This window comes from uncultured Mailhella sp., from assembly GCF_944324615.1.
Lineage (GTDB): Bacteria > Desulfobacterota > Desulfovibrionia > Desulfovibrionales > Desulfovibrionaceae > Mailhella.
In genome coordinates this window covers 1-15,489 of record NZ_CALUWY010000065.1, presented here as the reverse complement: position 1 = coordinate 15,489, position 15,489 = coordinate 1, and the positions used below count along the sequence as shown (strand labels likewise).

Genomic DNA, 15,489 nt, shown 5'->3' with positions numbered 1-15,489 from the left:
GTTTGCCGTTGTCGGGCGCTCGTAGCTCAGCTGGATAGAGCAACAGGCTACGAACCTGTAGGTCGGGAGTTCGAATCCCTCCGGGCGCACCATTTGAGAGTAAAGGCTTATGAGCAATCATAAGCCTTTTTTCTTATGCTCTTTCCGTGAATAAGCAGCCTTCCGCCCGCTTCTGCGGCTGTTCCGGAACTGCTGCAGCATCATTCCCAGCTCTTCCCCGGATCTTCCTCACGCCGCCATCCTTACAGGCATTGCCGTTTCCGGCGGTCATCGCCCGACGGCTCATCTTCTGAAAGGCCCCGGGGCCGACACGAAAGCCCCTTTTCCCCTTCCTGCCCTCAGCATCCTTCCGGACACCTCCAAAGCCAGGACGCCATGCGTTCCGGAAACGGCACGTCGTCTTTTCCGCCCCCACGTCCCTGCCTCATGCCCTTTTCTATGAAAAAGGCGATGATCGCATCACGACCATCGCCTTTGTTCAGGATATCAGGGAAAAGGGGATCAGTTCAGCCGGATGGGCAGACCGGCGGTAAGATCGCCGATGTGCATGGTCAGCTGCAGGATCTCCCCGTTCACGGGCATGAACTGCGGAAATTCCAGAAGATTGTCGCCCTTGCGCCCTTCGCGGGTGAACTGCCGGAGCACCTTGCCGGAAGCATCGGCAAGGGTAAAGAAGACAAGGCCGTCCTTTTCGCAGCTGTAGGGCAGCGTATACAGGCCGGTATCAGGATGCCTGCGCATATCCAGCGCGTCCAGTTCATAACCGGATTCCGTCTTCTTCAGGGGAACAACCACCTGCGGGAAGCCGTTGGTCGCAGGCAGGGGCTGCACGCCCATGCGATCCAGTCCTTCCCTGACTTCGGGCACATTCATGAACAGCGACCACAACAGCCCGCTGCGGTAATTCTCCACCATGCACACGATGGGAAGCTGATCGATGGCCAGATAGCTGTTGTCGAACCAGTTATCCTTGAGGCTGAAGGCATCGTACGGGCCGAAGGGGCCCCACATCTTGTCCTTGTACTGATCGTTGATGTTCCAGAGCACACGCATGGAGTATTCGGGCGTATACGGCATGGAGGAAAGCGCCGCAGTGGGGGCCACGGTGCCTATTTCGTTATAGGCCGACTGATAGCGGTAGCCGCCCTTCACGTCACAGGCGGTCAGTCCCCAGAAGCCTTCGCTGAACTGATGCTCCGCAGGTGCGGATTCCAGAGCATAGGCACGGTTCATGAGCGTATGCGTGATGTTGCGCACCATGTAGCCGCGGCGCACATGGCTGTCGGCCATACGTCTCGGATCCAGACCGATGAAGGAATAATGGGAAAGGAACATGCAGCCGCCGTAGGCGTTGGCGGCCTCTATGGTGTAGCCGTTGCCGGTTTTGGGCTGGTATTCCTCGGTGGAATACCAGAACTGCGCAGCTTCCCGGGAAATGGGATGCGTGGGGGACCCCAGCGCCAGCACATAGGCCACCATGGCTTCATTGAAGCCGGAAATCTTCATGCCCATGCCGAACTCATGCTGCGGGCTCCAGTGCCAGAACAGACCGTTGTTTTCGGAACGGGTGAACCAGTGCCAGTCCACATCCTGCCACAGTTCGGTGATGCAGGCGCGCAGATTCTTTTCCAGGTCCGTATCGGCGGAAAAATAGGCGCGGGCAATGAGCAGCCCCTGCATCATGAAGGCCGTTTCCACAAGGTCGGCCCCGTTGTCCTGCTCACCGAAGGAAATGGTCTTGCCGGTACGGCCGTCAAGCCAATGAGGGAAGGCACCGTGCAGGTTCTTCCGGTCGGTCTTGTCCCGCAGAAAGGTGGCCATGGTAAGGATGCGCTTTGCGGCGTCCTCGCGGCTTATCCAGCCGCGTTCCGCACCCACGACGATGGCAGCGACACCGAAGCCGGAACCGCCGATGGTGGCCTGCCCGCTTTCGCTGTTGCGGCTGTCTTCATAGGCAAGGCCGGATTCCGGGAAGGTATGCTCCCAGATGTAGCGAAACGCGTCGTACTGCAGCCTGTCCAGCAGCAAGGCATCCTTCCTGAAGGCATCGTCGGGCTGAAAGGTGTTCAGCGCTGCCGACGGAGTCTTTTCCGCCGCAACTTCCGGCGCTGCGGCGGCCTTGTCGCCCTCTGCGGCGGAGGCGTTGCCCGAAAGAAGGAGAAAAATTCCCGCCATAGCCAGAAAAACAAATTTTTTCAGTTTCATAACCATCCACCGAGGTTAAGTGCATCACTTCCTGAAACACAGGCCTTGAAGGGCGCGCACCGGAAGTCTGCGGGGAAGTCTCCCCGCCGCTATACCTATCCGCAATTCTTCCCCCGCGCAAGCGGGAGTTCCGGCCCCTCCGTTCTGCGGCGGCAGGCACGCCCTTCTTCCCGCGCACTGATGCGCAGGCGTCGCCCTGTCTCATTCCATGAAAAATACCTGTTCGCCCTTTTCATCCCCGGGCAGCAGAGAACCGTCATACAGCGACAGCCCTTTCTCCGGCAGAAGAAACAGACCGGATGCATCCCGTCCGGTGCAGCACTGCGTTCCGCTTCCCCTGAGGAAGCTGCCGTTCTCAGGGCTGTCCGGACAAGCTGAGGTCGCGTCAGCGCCCGCACAGATCATCCCTGAGCTTCCGGCAGGAAGATGCCGTTCTCCTGCTTAGACGCCCGCCCAGGGCGACAGCCGTGCGGAAAAAGCCTCCCTTGTCCGGCCGGAGGACCCTGCCCATGCACGGGTACAGGTGTGTTTTTTCCGCGGAGAGACTGCTTTTTCCGGAAAAATACCGCGCCCTGCGTCTTTTCAGGGCAGAGAAGAAACACATCGACGCCGGCCCGGGCAGCTGACGGACAGGATGCACGGAACATACGCCTGTGCCTCCAGGCGGGGCACGCCGGGGCGGTGTCATCGGTGATGCCGCGCCTTCCTGCCGCGCTGAAGTACCGCTCTCCCTGCCGGGCCCCTGTTCTGAACAGCTTCCCGCTCTTTACAGGTGCAAAAGAGGCGAAACTTCAACTCCGGCACATCGCCTTGCGCCGGCCGTATTGCCCGGAAGACTCCGCCGGGCAGAAAATGCAGGTGCAGGAAAGGCTCCGGCCATGCCGTACCGTCTTGAGGAGGCCCCCCGCATTCCCGAAGAAAAAGGCCCGTTCCGGCCGCCTGTACCGCCTCCCGGGCAGAAATTCTCCCTGAGCGTGCAGGCCATGCCTCTTTTCCGCATCAGGGCACCGGCATCCAGCAACGTGTGCCTGAAGAAGGCAGCAGCATGACCTTCCCCAGTCCCGCAGGCGCCGCTTCCCCGGATCACCGGCCCGGAAACATGGTCTGACAGGGGCCCGGACGTTCACAGAAGGCCCGGCATGGCGACCCTCCGAAGCCGGAGGGCGCTTAAAAGAAAAGGGAGTCACATGGTGACTCCCTTTATCCGCTCTATCTCAAGCAGCTTACGCCTGAGCTTCGGCGGGCGCTTCAGCAGCAGCCTGCCGGGTCAGTTCGATGATGGCCATCGGGGCGCAGTCGCCGGGACGGGGCATCGCAAGCTTCACCACGCGGGTGAAACCGCCGGGCACACCGGCGAAGCGGGGAGCGATCTCGTCGAACAGCTTCTGCACGAGCTGATGGCTGCCAAGCTCACGGTAGGCCTGGCGACGGGCGGCCACGTCGTTGCGACGGGCCAGGGTGATGAGGGATTCGACCACACCGCGCAGCTCCTTGGCCTTGACCTCGGTGGTACGAATCCGGCCGTGCGTGAGCAGGGCCTTGGACATATTGCGAAGCAGAGCCTTGCGATGGGAAGGATTTCTGCTCAGTTTCTTACCAGAGTTGCTATGCCTCATGGTGCTGCTTCCTCTTCCATTCCTGGTATTTCTTATCGAAAGAATCGACCTTCATGCCGAAATCAAGACCCATGTCCAGAAGCACGTTCTTGATTTCGTCCAAGGACTTCTTGCCGAAGTTCTTGGTCTTGAGCATTTCATTTTCAGAGCGCTGCACCAGTTCGCCCACAAGCGCGATATTTGCGCTGCGCAGGCAGTTGGTAGCGCGCACGGAAAGCTCAAGGTCGTCGATGCTCTTGAAGAGATTCTCGTTGAATTCCCCGTTGTCGCAGGCGCCGAGACCGCTTTCATCAGAAATATGCTCATCGAAGTTGATGAACACGGAAATCTGATCCTTGATGATCTTTGCGCTGTAGGCAATGGCGTCTTCAGGGGTCACGGAACCGTCCGTCCAGACTTCGAGGATCAACTTGTCGTAGTTGGTCATCTGGCCTACACGGGCGGCTTCGATGGTATAGGCGACCTTGCGCACGGGAGAGAAGCTGGAATCAAGCTTGATGATGCCGATTTCATCGGAGAGGCCTTCGTGCATGTCGGCGGGGACATAGCCCTTGCCCATGCGGACCTCGAATTCAAGGTTGAATTCCACGTCTTCCGTGAGCGTGGCGATATGCAGTTCAGGGTTCAGCACGGAAACGTGCTGGTTGCCCTGGATATCGCCGGCGGTCACTTCACCCTTCTTGTTGACATTAAGGGTGATCGTCTGAGGAACGTCTGTATCCATCGCAAGGCGCACCTGCTTGATGTTCAGGATGATGTCCGTCACATCTTCAAGCACACCGGGGATGGTAGTGAACTCATGCTGTACGCCCGCAATTTTGACGGACACAAACGCTGCGCCCTGAAGGGATGCCAAAAGCACTCTGCGCAACGCGTTGCCGATGGTGGTGCCATAGCCGCGTTCCAGAGGTTCGCACACGAACTTGCCGTACATGGTATCGGCAGGGTCGTTCTCGCGGACGATCTGTTCGGGCTTGACGAGCACCGCCCAGTTGCGGGCGTTGATGAGCCTGTTGGCTTGTTTGCTGAGCATGGGTGTTCCTGCTTATTTCGAGTAAAGTTCGACGATAAGGGATTCTTCGATGGGAGTCTGGATATCGTCGCGCTGGGGAAGGGCCTTGATCACGCCCTTGAAGGACGCACCGTCAACTTCCACCCAGGCAGGGCAGCCACGGCGGGCGATGACGTCCTGAGCGGCGGCGATGACAGGGATGTTGCGGTTCTTTTCAGGCACAGCGATTTCATCGCCCACGCGGACCTGCAGGGACGGAATGGTCACCTTGCGGCCGTTGAGGGTGAAGATACCGTGGCGGACGAGCTGGCGGGCCTGGCTGCGGGAGTTGGCGAAGCCCATGCGGTACACGACGTTGTCGAGACGACGTTCGAGGATGGCGAGCAGGTTGGCGCCGGTGACGCCCTTGGCCATTTCGGCATCTTCAAAGTAGCCGTGGAACTGCTTTTCCAGCACGCCGTAGATGCGGCGCACCTTCATCTTTTCACGAAGCTGCAGAGCATATTCGCTGAGCTTCTTACGGGCACGGCCATGCTGGCCGGGAGCATAGGGGCGGCGTTCCTGAGCGCATTTGTCAGTGAAGCAGCGGTCGCCCTTCAGAAACAGCTTGGTGCCTTCACGACGGCAGAGCCGGCATTTGGCGTCATTATATTTTGCCAAGGCTAGTTCTCCTTGCCTTCAATGCGTTAGACGCGGCGCCGCTTGGGAGGACGGCAGCCGTTGTGGGGAATGGGCGTGACATCACGGATGAACGCAACCTTGAAACCGGCGGCGTTGATAGCGCGCAGGGCGGATTCACGGCCGGCGCCCGGACCCTTCACATACACGCCAACGGTCCGCATGCCGTTTTCCTGGGCACGACGGGCGGCATTTTCAGCAGCGACCTGAGCAGCAAAGGGAGTAGACTTGCGGGATCCCTTGAAGCCGCTCTGACCGGCGGAAGACCAGCTCACGGTATTGCCGCGAGTGTCGGTGAAGGTAACAATAGTATTATTGAAAGAAGCCGCGATATGGGCCACGCCCAGCGGAATGTTCTTCTTTTCCTTCTTTTTGACTGCACGTTTGGCTCTTGCCATCTTGCACTTCCTTGGAGCTATGGTGTCTCGATCAGCCGAAGTATGGCTGCATCAGATACAGCTTCCTACTTCTTTTTACCCACATTGCCACGACGCGGACCCTTGCGGGTACGAGCGTTCGTGTGAGTACGCTGACCATGGACGGGCAGACCACGGCGGTGCCGCAGGCCACGGTAGCAGCCAATATCCATCAGACGCTTGATATTCGAAGCCACTTCACGGCGGAGGTCACCTTCCACCTTGTGGTTCGTTTCAATTTCCTTACGGACTTCGTTCACTTCATCGGCGCTCAGATCGTCGATGCTGCGGTTCCAGTCGACGCCGGAAGCAGCAAGGATCTCAAGGGCAGTAGCCCGGCCGATGCCATAAATATAGGTAAGTGCGATATCCGCTCTTTTACCACGGGGCAGTTCAATGCCTGCAATTCTGGCCACGTTAAGACTCCTGCAAGGTTAGCCCTGGCGCTGTTTATGCCGGGGGTTTTCGCAGATCACTCTCAAAACACCCTTGCGCCGGATAACCTTGCACTTAGGGCAGATTTTTTTGACGGACGGCCTGACTTTCATCGCTCACTCCGCTAGTTACTTTTCGATAAACGATTAAGGCGAAAAAATCGCCTGGAACCGTCTCTCTTATCTTGTTATCATCACCCTGTCAAGGACAGTGTTTCACGACGCGAAAATCACGGTCTGTAGTTTTCGGCCACGCTGAGAATTTCAGCGCCGTCGGGCCGGATGGCTACAGTGTGCTCCCAATGGGCGGACAGACTGCGATCCTTGATCTTGGTCGTCCAGCCATCGGCCATGATTTCCACCTCATGGGTGCCGATTGCCAACATGGGCTCAATGGCCAAAACCATGCCTGGTTTCAGCGGAACTCCGCCCGGGATGCCGTTTTCCATGCCGCCGCGTGGCACGAAATTCGGAACTTCCGGCTTTTCGTGAAGGCTGGCGCCGATGCCATGCCCGACGAAATCACGGATCACATGGAGCCCTTCCATTTCGGCATGACGCTGCACCGCCGCCGAAATCGCATAAAGATTGTTTCCGGGATGAGCCTCGGCAATTCCGAGTTCAAGGCAACGTTTCGTGACCTCGGAAAGATGCCTGGCTTCCTCCGACACCTCGCCGCAGAATGCGGTACGGGCGGAGTCCCCATGGAAGCCCTTGTAATTCACGCCCATGTCAAAACTGACGATGTCGCCTTCCTTCAGAATGATGTCCTTGGAAGGAAAGCCGTGAATGATGGTCTCGTTGACGGAGCAGCACAGCGCAAAAGGATAGCCGCAGTAGTTGAGGAAATTGGGCACGACGCCCATGTCGCGGCACATTTTGCGGGCCAGCTCGTCGAAAAATATGGTGGGAACGCCGGGACGCACGTTGGCCACCAGTTCGTCAAGAATGGTCGCCGTCATGCCGTTGGCCACGCGCATGAGTTCGATCTCATGCTCATTCTTGATAAAAATGCCCCGAAACTTTTTCATGCTTATCCCTTTCTGGCTTTGCTCATGAGGCCTTCATACTGCTGGGAGATGAGGTGGGATTCCACCTGGCTCATGAAGTCAATGGCCACGCCGACAAGGATCAGGAGGCTGGTCCCGCCGAAGTAGAAGGGCACGTTGAACTGAGCGATCAGCAGCATGGGCAGCACGGAGATGATGGAGATGTAGATGCCGCCCCACAAGGTAAGACGAGTAAGCACGTTGTCGATGTATTCACGGGTTTTGTCGCCGGGACGAATGCCCGGAACGAAGCCGCCCGCCTTCTTCAGGTTCTCCGCGATATCCTTGGGATCAAAGATGATGGCGGTATAGAAGAAGCAGAAGAAGAAGATCAGCGCCACGAAGATGATGTTGTACACGATGGACGTGGGCTGGAACCACGAAACCACACGCTGCAGCCACTCGGCGGTGGAGAAGCCCGCCACGGTCGCCGGGAAGAGCAGAAGGCTCTGGGCGAAGATGGGGGGAATAACACCGGCGGTGTTGATGCGCAGGGGCAGATGAGTGGTCTGGCCGCCATACATCTTCCGGCCGATCTGACGCTTGGCATACTGGATGGGTATCCTGCGCTGGGCACGTTCGACAAAAACGATGCCCACCGTCACTGCCAGCATCATGATAAGGATAAAGATGGCAAACAGGACATTCATGTCACCGGCCTTGATCAGCTGATAGGAACGCATGAGGGCGCTCGGAATGCCGACCACGATACCGGAGAAGATGATGAGCGAGATGCCGTTCCCTATGCCTTTGGCGGTTATCTGCTCGCCAAGCCACATGATGAGGATGGTACCGGCCGTCAGGGTGACGATGGTCACCAGACGGAATTCCCAGCCGGGATTCATGACGACGGGAGCGTTTTCAGGGCTGACCATGCCTTCCAGAAGAGCGGCAATGCCGAAGCCCTGTATAAGGGTGATCGCGACAGTGAGATATCGCGTGTACTGCGTGATCTTGCGTCTGCCCGCCTGCCCTTCTTCCTTGGCCATGCGCTTGATGTCGGGGCTCACCACCTGCAGAAGCTGCAGAATGATGGACGCCGAGATGTAGGGCATGATGCCGAGGGCAAATACGGAGACATTTCTCAGGCCGCCGCCGGAGAACATGTCGAGCAGAGCGAAGACCGACCCCTGCATACTGGCGAAAAAGTGAGACAGCGCGCCGGCATCAATGCCAGGCACAGGGACATGGACCCCCACCCTGTACATGCACAGGATGAAAAGGGTCCATGCCAGCTTTTTACGCAGCTCAGGCATTTGCGCCATTTTGTCCACGCCGTTCGCCACGTCTTATTCCTCGGAGGTAGCGGGTTCTTCGTCGGCGAGAAGTTCCTTCACTTCGCCGCCGGCCGCAAGGATCTTGTCCTTGGCGGACTGGCTGAAGCGGAAGGCTTCAATGCTGACGGGACGGGTCACTTCGCCTTCGCCAAGGATCTTGACGAGAGCGCTCTTGACCAGACCGCGGCTGTAGATGTCTTCCAGGGTGATTTCCTTCTGATCGGGGAAGGCCGCCAGAAGACGATCGAGGTTAATGACTTCGTAGGTCACCTTGAACAGATAGTTCTTGAAGCCACGCTTGGGCAGACGGCGCTGAAGGGGCATCTGGCCGCCTTCGAAACCGGGACGGACACCGCCGCCGGAACGGGCGTTCTGGCCCTTGTGGCCCTTGCCGGAAGTGCCGCCGAGGCCGGAACCGGCGCCGCGGCCGACGCGCTTGCGGCCCTTGCGTTCTTCAGGGAAAGGATACAGATCGTTAAGTCTCATTATGCAATGACCTCAACCAGGTGGGACACGCTGGCGATCATGCCGCGGGTGGCGGCGTTATCCTTAAGGGTTTTTTCCATCTCACGACGGCGCAGGCCCATGGCGTCCAGAACCTTCTTCTGGGCAGGGGTCGTGCCGATGCGGCTTTTGATGAGCTTCACCTTGATTTCAGACATGGTAATCTACCTTATGACCCCTACTTGCGGGGGGCTTCCAGTTTCTTACCGCGCACTTCGGACACTTCCTCGGCGCTGCGCAGAGAGCTCAGGCCGGCCACGGTGGCACGGAGGACGTTGTGCGGGTTGTTGGTGCCGATAGCCTTGGCGAGCACGTCCGTGACGCCGGCGGCTTCCATGACGGCGCGGACAGCGCCGCCGGCGATGATGCCGGTACCACGGGAAGCGGGCTTCAGGAGGACGCGGCCGGCGCCGAAGCGGCCGAGCACTTCATAAGGCAGAGTGCCTTCCACCAGGGGAATCTGAACCATGGCCTTGCGGGCGCGTTCGGTAGCCTTGCGCAGGGCTTCAGGCACTTCCTGAGCCTTGCCGAGGCCGTAGCCCACATTGCCCTTTCCGTCGCCAACGACGATGAGGGCGCTGAAGCTGAAACGACGGCCACCCTTCACGACCTTGGCAACACGGTTCAGACTAACGATCTTTTCAATGTAGCCGGAATCCTGCTGCGTTTGCTGCTGCTGTTCCATATCAATCCTGCTCTTGTTGTCCTTGCGGACCACTAGAATTCGAGGCCGCCTTCACGGGCGCCTTCGGCAACAGCCTTCACGCGACCATGATACAGATAGCCGTTACGATCGAAGACAACCTTATGGATGTCCTTCTCCAAGGCCAGGCGGGCAATTTCCTTGCCCACGAGTTCCGCACCGGCCTTGTTGCAGGAAGCCTTCTCGCCGCCCTTGGAAAGAGCAAGCGTGGAAGTGGCCACCAGCGTGTTGCCGGAAGCATCATCCACAACCTGGGCGTAGATATGCAGGTTGGAACGGTACACAACCAGACGGGGCCTTTCGACCGTGCCGGAGATCTTCTTCCGGATATGCACCTTGCGGCGCTTCCGGCTCTCATTCTTGGAAAGAATCATGTCCGTTACCCCTATTTGCCCTTGCCGCCGGACTTACCGGCCTTGCGACGGATGATTTCGTTTTCATACTTGATGCCCTTGCCCTTGTAGGGTTCGGGCTCGCGCACACGGCGGATGCGGGCGGCGAATTCACCCACCAGTTCCTTGTCGATACCGGAAATGGTGAGCTTGGTGCCTTCCGCCTTGGCTTCCAGACCCTTGGGAAGCTCGATCAGCACGGGATGGGAGTAACCGACGGAAAGGTCAATGATGTTGCCCTTCACGGCCACCTTGAAGCCCACGCCGATGACTTCGAGAGTCTTGGAGAAGCCCTTGCTCACACCTTCCACGCAGTTGGCGATGAGGGTACGGCGCAGGCCGTGCTGAGCGTTGCTCTCGCGGGTGTCGTCCTTGCGGGTGATGGTCAGATGACCATCGGCAAGTTCGTAGTTCAGCAGGCTGCAAATCGGAGTCTGCAGGGTCCCCTTGGGGCCTTTCACTTCGACCATATCTTCACCCAACTTAACTTCCACACCCTTGGGAAGTTCGATGGGCTGTTTACCTATTCTCGACATATGTTTTCTACCTTGGCTGAAGGTCAACGGCTGTTACGCCGCGATCACCAGACTTCGCAAAGAAGTTCGCCGCCAGTCTTGTCCGCATGGGCGGTCATGCCGTCCAGAACGCCACGAGAGGTGGACAGAATGCAGATGCCAAGACCATTCTGAACGCGGGGAATCTGATGAGCGCCCACATAGACACGGCGACCAGGCTTGCTGATACGCTTGAGGCCCGTAATGGCCGGACGCCCCTTCACATACTTCAGCGCAATGGTGATGTTACGGTCATCGACGGTAACATCTTCCACATAGCCTTCCTGCTTGAGGATGGACGCCATGGCTTCCTTCATCTTCGAGCGCGGCACACTTACTTCCTTGTGAAGGGCCAGGTGTGCGTTGCGGATACGCGTGAGCATATCGGCAATGGGATCGGTCAACATGGTATAACTCCTGAAAGTTAGCTGGATTACCAGCTGGATTTGCGGACGCCGGGCAGTTCGCCGTTCAGCGCCTTTTTGCGGAAGCAGATACGGCACAGGCCGAACTGACGCATGAAAGCATGGGGACGACCGCACACAGGGCAGCGATTGTAAGCGCGAACAGCAAACTTGGGCTTGCGGGCGGCTTTTACTTTAAGAGCAGTACGAGCCATTGCTCACTCCTTACTTGCGGAAAGGCATGCCGAGCTGTTCGAGCATCAGCTTGCTTTCCTTGTCCGTGGTTGCGGAGGTCACGATGGTGATGTTCATGCCCACGGGGTTTTCCACACGGTCGGATTCCATTTCGGGGAAGATCGTGTGTTCCTTGATGCCGAGGGTGAAGTTGCCACGACCATCGAAGCCACGATCCGGGATACCGCGGAAGTCGCGGACGCGGGGCATGGCGAAGTTCATGAGTTTGTCAAGGAAGTCCCACATGGCGTCCTTGCGCAGGGTGACGCGCACGCCGATGGGCATGCCTTCACGCAGCTTGAACGCAGCGATGGACTTCTTGGCGCGGGTGACCACAGCCTTCTGGCCGGCAATGGCGGACAGGTCGGCCACGCAGTCATCGATCAGTTTCTGGTTCTGGTTGGCAGAACCAAGACCGATATTCAGGGAGATCTTCTCGATCCCAGGGATCTGCATAGGAGACTTGTAAGCGAACTCCTTCTGCAATGCCGGGACCACCTTCTCACGATATATCGTTTCCAGACGGGTCATCGTCGTTCACCTTCTAGAGGGTTTCGTTGCACTTCTTGCAGAAACGGACTTTCTTCCCGTCTTCGGTCACCCGATAACCAACGCGGGTGGGCTTTGCGCAGTGCGGGCAAACCACCATCAGGTTGGAGACGTGAATCGGCATTTCCTTTTCAACGATGCCGCCGGCTTCGCGCTTGTAGGGGTTGGGGCGGACGTTGCGCTTCACAACATTCACCTTTTCCACCAGAATGCGGTCGGACTTGCGAAGGACCTTCAGCACCTTGCCGATCTTGCCTTCGTCCTTGCCGGCGATCACCATCACCTTGTCGTCTTTATGAATACGAAACTGTTTCATAGCCTTGGCTCCTACAGCACTTCAGGGGCAAGGGACACGATCTTCATGAAGTTGCGGGCGCGAAGTTCCCGGGCAACGGGTCCGAAGATACGGGTACCCACAGGTTCACCCTGCTTGGTCAGAAGCACGGCGGCGTTCGTATCGAACTTGATGTAGGAACCGTCGGCGCGGCGCACTTCCTTGGCAGTACGCACGACCACGGCTTCCATGACATCGCCCTTCTTCACCTTGGCGTGGGGGATGGCGTCCTTCACGGACACCATGATGATATCGCCCACCGTGGCATAGCGACGGTGAGAGCCGCCCAGCACCTTGATGCAGGCCACTTCCTTGGCGCCGGAGTTGTCGGCCACCTGGAGTCTGGATTCTACCTGGATCATAGTGTTTCCTTTTAGTCAGCCCGAATGGGACTAGACGGCCTTTTCAAGCACGGACACCAGGTGCCAGCGCTTGTTCCGGCTCATGGGCCGGTATTCCACAATCTTGACCTTGTCGCCGATGCCGCACTCATTCATAGGATCGTGGGCGGTGAACTTCTTGCGCCGACGAATGTACTTCTTGAGAAGCGGATGCTGAACCAGAGTTTCAACGAGGACGACAATGGTCTTGTCGCACTTGTCGCTGATCACAGTTCCGACGAGCGTTCTGCCGTTGCGCTGTTCGATTGCGCTGTTCATATCCGCTCCTAGTTCTTCGCGGCCGCGGCCAGAGCCGTCAGCACACGGGCAATATCTTTCTTGGTGGCCGGAATGGACGCCGTCTTTTCCAACTGAGCAGTGGCATGCTGGAAGCGCAGGTTGAAAAGTTCCTGACGCAGTTCAGTCAGCTTGGCCTGGAGCTGCTCGACGCTCATTTCGCGAAGTTCCTTCATTTTCATGCGAAGGCCCCCTCTTTCACCACGATCACGGTCTTCACAGGCAGCTTGTGGCTGGCCAGGGTGAGAGCGCGCTTGGCAAGTTCAAGGTCGACACCCTTGATTTCATACAGCACGCGGCCGGGTTTGACCGGTGCGCACCAGCCCACAGGGGCGCCCTTACCGCTGCCCTGACGGGTGGCCAGAGGCTTGGCGGTCACGGGATGATCGGGGAACACCCTGATCCAGACTTTGCCGCCGCGGCGGATGTGGCGCATCATGGCGATACGGGCGGCTTCAATCTGCTGACTGGAAAGCTTGCCATGTTCGACAGCCTTCAGGCCAATTTCACCAAACGCGATGGTAGCGCCACGGTTGGCCGGGCCACGCAGGCGGCCTTTCTGCCACTTGCGGAATTTGATTCTCTTGGGAGCAAGCATTATTGTTCAACCTCTTTATCAAGGATTTCACCCTTGTAAACCCACGCCTTGATGCCGATGAGGCCATAGGTGGTGTGGGCTTCGGCAAAACCGAAGTCGATGTCGGCACGCAGGGTCTGAAGCGGCACGCGGCCGTCACGATACCATTCGGAACGGGCGATTTCAGCCCCGGCGAGACGGCCGGCGCAGGAAATCTTGATGCCTTCGGCGCCGAACTTGCGGGCCATCTGCACGGTGCGCTTCATGGCACGGCGGAAGGCGACGCGGCGTTCCAGCTGCATGGCGATGTTTTCGGCAACGAGCTGGGCTTCGATTTCAGGACGGCGGATTTCGTTCACTTCCAGAGCGAAATCGCGGCCGAACTTCTTCTTCAGATCAGCGCGGAGCTTTTCAATTTCAGCGCCCTTGCGGCCGATGACGATGCCGGGACGGGCGGTGGAAAGGATGAGACGGATACGACCGCCGAAGCGTTCGATCTCGATTCTGGCCACACCCGCGCTGTAAAGAAGCTTCTTCACATAGTTGCGGATGTTGTGATCTTCAAACACGAAGGAAGCATATTCCTTCTTGCTGAACCAGCGAGACTGCCAATTCTTATTATATCCCAAACGGAAGCCGTAAGGATGTACTTTCTGACCCATAGCCTATTCCTGTCCTTCCGCGAGAATTACGGTAATGTGGCTGGTACGCTTGCGAATGTGCATAGCACGACCCTGAGAACGAGGCATGAAGCGCTTCCAGGTGGGGCCTTCGTTGACCACCACGTCCTTGACGTACATGGAGTCCACATCGATGCCAGGGAACTGGGAGGCGTTGGCCAGCGCCGAACGCACCACTCCGTAAAGAACACCGGCAGGCTTGTTGGGCGTGAACTTGAGCTGGTTCAGGGCATCTTCCACAGGAAGACCCTTGATGTTCTGGGCAACCAGACGGGTCTTGCGGGGAGAAACGCGCTGAAACTTGCAGATTGCTTTCGATTCCATGAACGTTACTCGCTATTTTTTGACCGCTTTCGTCTTCTTGTCCGCAGCGTGGCCGTGGAACGTACGGGTGGGCGCGAATTCGCCCATCTTGTGTCCGACCATGTTTTCCGTCACGAAGACCGGGATGAACTTCTTGCCGTTGTGCACGGCGAACGTCAAACCAACCATTTCAGGCAGAATCATGGAACGGCGGGACCAGGTCTTGATGACCTTGTGGTCGTTGCTGGCAACGGCCGCGTCTACCTTCTTCATGAGGCTGCCGTCCACAAAGGGACCTTTTTTAAGAGATCTGGGCATGTCCGGCTCCTCTTACTTCTGACCGCGGCTCTTGATGATGAGGCGGCCGGAAGGCTTCTTCTTTGCGCGGGTCTTGTAGCCCTTGGTAGGAATACCCCAGGGAGTCACAGGATGACGACCACCGGAGCTGCGACCTTCACCACCACCCAGAGGATGGTCGACAGGGTTCATCGCGACGCCGCGGACCTTGGGACGACGGCTCAGCCAACGGTTGCGGCCGGCCTTGCCAAGGCTGATGTTTTCATGCTGCACATTGCCGACCTGACCCACCGTGGCGATGCAGGAGGCGAGCACCTTGCGCACTTCGCCGGAAGGCAGGCGCAGGATGACGTACTTGCCGTCCTTGCCCACGAGCTGGGCATAGGTGCCGGCGGCGCGGCACATCTGGCCGCCGCGGCCGGGATGCATCTCGATGTTGTGCACGTTGGTGCCCACGGGGATGCGGCCCAGGGAAAGGGCGTTGCCGGGCTTGATGTCGGCCTTGTCGCCGGACTCGATCACGTCGCCCTGCTGAATGCCCACGGGGGCGAGGATGTAGCGCTTTTCACCGTCGGCATAGCTCAGAAGAGCGAT

Annotated in this window: 26 protein-coding genes and 1 tRNA gene; 1 reads left to right on the top strand and 26 read right to left on the bottom strand. The window is 58.3% G+C overall.

Annotated elements, in window-relative coordinates:
- Window positions 1-15 precede the first annotated feature (15 nt).
- Window positions 16-92, top strand: a tRNA-Arg gene (locus Q0K07_RS11155).
- 409 nt (window positions 93-501) lie between these two features.
- Here Q0K07_RS11155 and Q0K07_RS11150 read toward each other — a convergent pair.
- The 26 genes from Q0K07_RS11150 to rplB all read right to left on the bottom strand — a co-directional run.
- Window positions 502-2,205 (bottom strand): glucoamylase family protein, encoded by a 1,704-nt coding sequence (locus tag Q0K07_RS11150; protein ID WP_294559237.1) that lies wholly within the window; start codon window positions 2,203-2,205, stop codon window positions 502-504.
- Window positions 2,206-3,428: 1,223 nt separating this feature from the next.
- Window positions 3,429-3,821 (bottom strand): 50S ribosomal protein L17, encoded by a 393-nt coding sequence (gene rplQ / locus Q0K07_RS11145; protein WP_294559236.1) that lies wholly within the window; start codon window positions 3,819-3,821, stop codon window positions 3,429-3,431.
- The gene (locus Q0K07_RS11140; protein ID WP_294559235.1) at window positions 3,811-4,854 is read right to left on the bottom strand and encodes a DNA-directed RNA polymerase subunit alpha; all 1,044 of its coding nucleotides are present in this window, start codon (window positions 4,852-4,854) and stop codon (window positions 3,811-3,813) included. Before Q0K07_RS11140 ends, rplQ begins: the two co-directional genes overlap by 11 nt.
- Window positions 4,855-4,866: 12 nt before the next feature.
- Window positions 4,867-5,493, bottom strand: coding sequence for a 30S ribosomal protein S4 (rpsD, locus tag Q0K07_RS11135; RefSeq protein ID WP_294559234.1), 627 nt, complete (start codon window positions 5,491-5,493; stop codon window positions 4,867-4,869).
- 26 nt (window positions 5,494-5,519) lie between these two features.
- Window positions 5,520-5,909, bottom strand: a complete 390-nt coding sequence (gene rpsK, locus Q0K07_RS11130) for a 30S ribosomal protein S11 (RefSeq protein WP_077071436.1) — start codon at window positions 5,907-5,909, stop codon at window positions 5,520-5,522.
- Between the two features lie 65 nt (window positions 5,910-5,974).
- Window positions 5,975-6,343, bottom strand: a complete 369-nt coding sequence (gene rpsM, locus Q0K07_RS11125; protein WP_077071437.1) for a 30S ribosomal protein S13 — start codon at window positions 6,341-6,343, stop codon at window positions 5,975-5,977.
- Between the two features lie 18 nt (window positions 6,344-6,361).
- On the bottom strand, window positions 6,362-6,475 hold the full coding sequence (gene rpmJ, locus Q0K07_RS11120) for a 50S ribosomal protein L36 (protein WP_005027799.1): 114 nt from the start codon (window positions 6,473-6,475) through the stop codon (window positions 6,362-6,364).
- 116 nt (window positions 6,476-6,591) lie between these two features.
- Window positions 6,592-7,392, bottom strand: a complete 801-nt coding sequence (gene map, locus Q0K07_RS11115) for a type I methionyl aminopeptidase (RefSeq protein ID WP_294559233.1) — start codon at window positions 7,390-7,392, stop codon at window positions 6,592-6,594.
- Between the two features lie 2 nt (window positions 7,393-7,394).
- On the bottom strand, window positions 7,395-8,675 hold the full coding sequence (secY, locus tag Q0K07_RS11110; protein ID WP_077071608.1) for a preprotein translocase subunit SecY: 1,281 nt from the start codon (window positions 8,673-8,675) through the stop codon (window positions 7,395-7,397).
- A gap of 24 nt (window positions 8,676-8,699) precedes the next feature.
- Entirely contained in the window at window positions 8,700-9,173 is a 474-nt protein-coding gene (gene rplO / locus Q0K07_RS11105; protein ID WP_273524562.1) for a 50S ribosomal protein L15, read from the bottom strand.
- The gene (gene rpmD, locus Q0K07_RS11100) at window positions 9,173-9,349 is read right to left on the bottom strand and encodes a 50S ribosomal protein L30 (protein WP_077071440.1); all 177 of its coding nucleotides are present in this window, start codon (window positions 9,347-9,349) and stop codon (window positions 9,173-9,175) included. Before rpmD ends, rplO begins: the two co-directional genes overlap by 1 nt.
- Window positions 9,350-9,369: 20 nt before the next feature.
- On the bottom strand, window positions 9,370-9,876 hold the full coding sequence (rpsE, locus tag Q0K07_RS11095) for a 30S ribosomal protein S5 (RefSeq protein ID WP_294559232.1): 507 nt from the start codon (window positions 9,874-9,876) through the stop codon (window positions 9,370-9,372).
- A gap of 32 nt (window positions 9,877-9,908) precedes the next feature.
- Window positions 9,909-10,268, bottom strand: a complete 360-nt coding sequence (gene rplR, locus Q0K07_RS11090; protein ID WP_077071442.1) for a 50S ribosomal protein L18 — start codon at window positions 10,266-10,268, stop codon at window positions 9,909-9,911.
- Window positions 10,269-10,279: 11 nt separating this feature from the next.
- On the bottom strand, window positions 10,280-10,822 hold the full coding sequence (rplF, locus tag Q0K07_RS11085) for a 50S ribosomal protein L6 (protein WP_077071443.1): 543 nt from the start codon (window positions 10,820-10,822) through the stop codon (window positions 10,280-10,282).
- Between the two features lie 44 nt (window positions 10,823-10,866).
- On the bottom strand, window positions 10,867-11,247 hold the full coding sequence (gene rpsH / locus Q0K07_RS11080) for a 30S ribosomal protein S8 (RefSeq protein WP_077071444.1): 381 nt from the start codon (window positions 11,245-11,247) through the stop codon (window positions 10,867-10,869).
- A 26-nt stretch (window positions 11,248-11,273) separates the two neighbouring features.
- Window positions 11,274-11,459, bottom strand: coding sequence for a type Z 30S ribosomal protein S14 (locus tag Q0K07_RS11075; protein ID WP_077071445.1), 186 nt, complete (start codon window positions 11,457-11,459; stop codon window positions 11,274-11,276).
- A 10-nt stretch (window positions 11,460-11,469) separates the two neighbouring features.
- Window positions 11,470-12,009, bottom strand: coding sequence for a 50S ribosomal protein L5 (gene rplE / locus Q0K07_RS11070; protein WP_077071446.1), 540 nt, complete (start codon window positions 12,007-12,009; stop codon window positions 11,470-11,472).
- Between the two features lie 13 nt (window positions 12,010-12,022).
- Window positions 12,023-12,343 (bottom strand): 50S ribosomal protein L24, encoded by a 321-nt coding sequence (gene rplX, locus Q0K07_RS11065; RefSeq protein ID WP_294487654.1) that lies wholly within the window; start codon window positions 12,341-12,343, stop codon window positions 12,023-12,025.
- Between the two features lie 11 nt (window positions 12,344-12,354).
- The gene (gene rplN, locus Q0K07_RS11060; protein WP_077071448.1) at window positions 12,355-12,723 is read right to left on the bottom strand and encodes a 50S ribosomal protein L14; all 369 of its coding nucleotides are present in this window, start codon (window positions 12,721-12,723) and stop codon (window positions 12,355-12,357) included.
- Window positions 12,724-12,753: 30 nt separating this feature from the next.
- On the bottom strand, window positions 12,754-13,020 hold the full coding sequence (rpsQ, locus tag Q0K07_RS11055) for a 30S ribosomal protein S17 (protein WP_294446855.1): 267 nt from the start codon (window positions 13,018-13,020) through the stop codon (window positions 12,754-12,756).
- Between the two features lie 8 nt (window positions 13,021-13,028).
- Window positions 13,029-13,220 carry a 50S ribosomal protein L29 gene (rpmC, locus tag Q0K07_RS11050; protein ID WP_077071450.1) on the bottom strand — a complete coding sequence of 64 codons (192 nt, stop codon included), beginning with the start codon at window positions 13,218-13,220 and terminating at the stop codon, window positions 13,029-13,031.
- On the bottom strand, window positions 13,217-13,636 hold the full coding sequence (gene rplP, locus Q0K07_RS11045; protein ID WP_294559231.1) for a 50S ribosomal protein L16: 420 nt from the start codon (window positions 13,634-13,636) through the stop codon (window positions 13,217-13,219). Before rplP ends, rpmC begins: the two co-directional genes overlap by 4 nt.
- The gene (gene rpsC / locus Q0K07_RS11040) at window positions 13,636-14,277 is read right to left on the bottom strand and encodes a 30S ribosomal protein S3 (RefSeq protein ID WP_077071452.1); all 642 of its coding nucleotides are present in this window, start codon (window positions 14,275-14,277) and stop codon (window positions 13,636-13,638) included. The genes rplP and rpsC overlap by 1 nt, the downstream gene beginning before the upstream one ends.
- A 3-nt stretch (window positions 14,278-14,280) precedes the next feature.
- Complete coding sequence (gene rplV / locus Q0K07_RS11035) at window positions 14,281-14,619, bottom strand: 50S ribosomal protein L22 (protein WP_077071453.1); 339 nt, start codon at window positions 14,617-14,619, stop codon at window positions 14,281-14,283.
- 12 nt (window positions 14,620-14,631) lie between these two features.
- Window positions 14,632-14,916 carry a 30S ribosomal protein S19 gene (gene rpsS, locus Q0K07_RS11030; RefSeq protein ID WP_077071454.1) on the bottom strand — a complete coding sequence of 95 codons (285 nt, stop codon included), beginning with the start codon at window positions 14,914-14,916 and terminating at the stop codon, window positions 14,632-14,634.
- Window positions 14,917-14,928: 12 nt separating this feature from the next.
- The coding region (gene rplB, locus Q0K07_RS11025) for a 50S ribosomal protein L2 (RefSeq protein ID WP_294559230.1) at window positions 14,929-15,489 on the bottom strand (561 nt) is incomplete at its 5' end.

Excerpts from the sequence above, each read along its gene's own strand:
- rpmC (WP_077071450.1), bottom strand. The coding sequence starts at position 13,220 with ATGAAAATGAAGGAACTTCGCGAAATGAGCGTCGAGCAGCTCCAGGCC.
- rpsQ (WP_294446855.1), bottom strand. The coding sequence starts at position 13,020 with ATGAACAGCGCAATCGAACAGCGCAACGGCAGAACGCTCGTCGGAACT.
- rpsE (WP_294559232.1), bottom strand. The coding sequence starts at position 9,876 with ATGGAACAGCAGCAGCAAACGCAGCAGGATTCCGGCTACATTGAAAAG.
- rplP (WP_294559231.1), bottom strand. The coding sequence starts at position 13,636 with ATGCTTGCTCCCAAGAGAATCAAATTCCGCAAGTGGCAGAAAGGCCGC.
- rpmD (WP_077071440.1), bottom strand. The coding sequence starts at position 9,349 with ATGTCTGAAATCAAGGTGAAGCTCATCAAAAGCCGCATCGGCACGACC.
- rplN (WP_077071448.1), bottom strand. The coding sequence starts at position 12,723 with ATGATCCAGGTAGAATCCAGACTCCAGGTGGCCGACAACTCCGGCGCC.
- rplQ (WP_294559236.1), bottom strand. The coding sequence starts at position 3,821 with ATGAGGCATAGCAACTCTGGTAAGAAACTGAGCAGAAATCCTTCCCAT.
- rpsC (WP_077071452.1), bottom strand. The coding sequence starts at position 14,277 with ATGGGTCAGAAAGTACATCCTTACGGCTTCCGTTTGGGATATAATAAG.
- rplF (WP_077071443.1), bottom strand. The coding sequence starts at position 10,822 with ATGTCGAGAATAGGTAAACAGCCCATCGAACTTCCCAAGGGTGTGGAA.
- rpmJ (WP_005027799.1), bottom strand. The coding sequence starts at position 6,475 with ATGAAAGTCAGGCCGTCCGTCAAAAAAATCTGCCCTAAGTGCAAGGTT.
- rpsK (WP_077071436.1), bottom strand. The coding sequence starts at position 5,909 with ATGGCAAGAGCCAAACGTGCAGTCAAAAAGAAGGAAAAGAAGAACATT.
- Q0K07_RS11150 (WP_294559237.1), bottom strand. The coding sequence starts at position 2,205 with ATGAAACTGAAAAAATTTGTTTTTCTGGCTATGGCGGGAATTTTTCTC.
- Q0K07_RS11140 (WP_294559235.1), bottom strand. The coding sequence starts at position 4,854 with ATGCTCAGCAAACAAGCCAACAGGCTCATCAACGCCCGCAACTGGGCG.
- secY (WP_077071608.1), bottom strand. The coding sequence starts at position 8,675 with ATGGCGCAAATGCCTGAGCTGCGTAAAAAGCTGGCATGGACCCTTTTC.
- map (WP_294559233.1), bottom strand. The coding sequence starts at position 7,392 with ATGAAAAAGTTTCGGGGCATTTTTATCAAGAATGAGCATGAGATCGAA.
- rpsH (WP_077071444.1), bottom strand. The coding sequence starts at position 11,247 with ATGTTGACCGATCCCATTGCCGATATGCTCACGCGTATCCGCAACGCA.
- rpsS (WP_077071454.1), bottom strand. The coding sequence starts at position 14,916 with ATGCCCAGATCTCTTAAAAAAGGTCCCTTTGTGGACGGCAGCCTCATG.
- Q0K07_RS11075 (WP_077071445.1), bottom strand. The coding sequence starts at position 11,459 with ATGGCTCGTACTGCTCTTAAAGTAAAAGCCGCCCGCAAGCCCAAGTTT.
- rplV (WP_077071453.1), bottom strand. The coding sequence starts at position 14,619 with ATGGAATCGAAAGCAATCTGCAAGTTTCAGCGCGTTTCTCCCCGCAAG.
- rplE (WP_077071446.1), bottom strand. The coding sequence starts at position 12,009 with ATGACCCGTCTGGAAACGATATATCGTGAGAAGGTGGTCCCGGCATTG.
- rplX (WP_294487654.1), bottom strand. The coding sequence starts at position 12,343 with ATGAAACAGTTTCGTATTCATAAAGACGACAAGGTGATGGTGATCGCC.
- rplR (WP_077071442.1), bottom strand. The coding sequence starts at position 10,268 with ATGATTCTTTCCAAGAATGAGAGCCGGAAGCGCCGCAAGGTGCATATC.
- rplO (WP_273524562.1), bottom strand. The coding sequence starts at position 9,173 with ATGAGACTTAACGATCTGTATCCTTTCCCTGAAGAACGCAAGGGCCGC.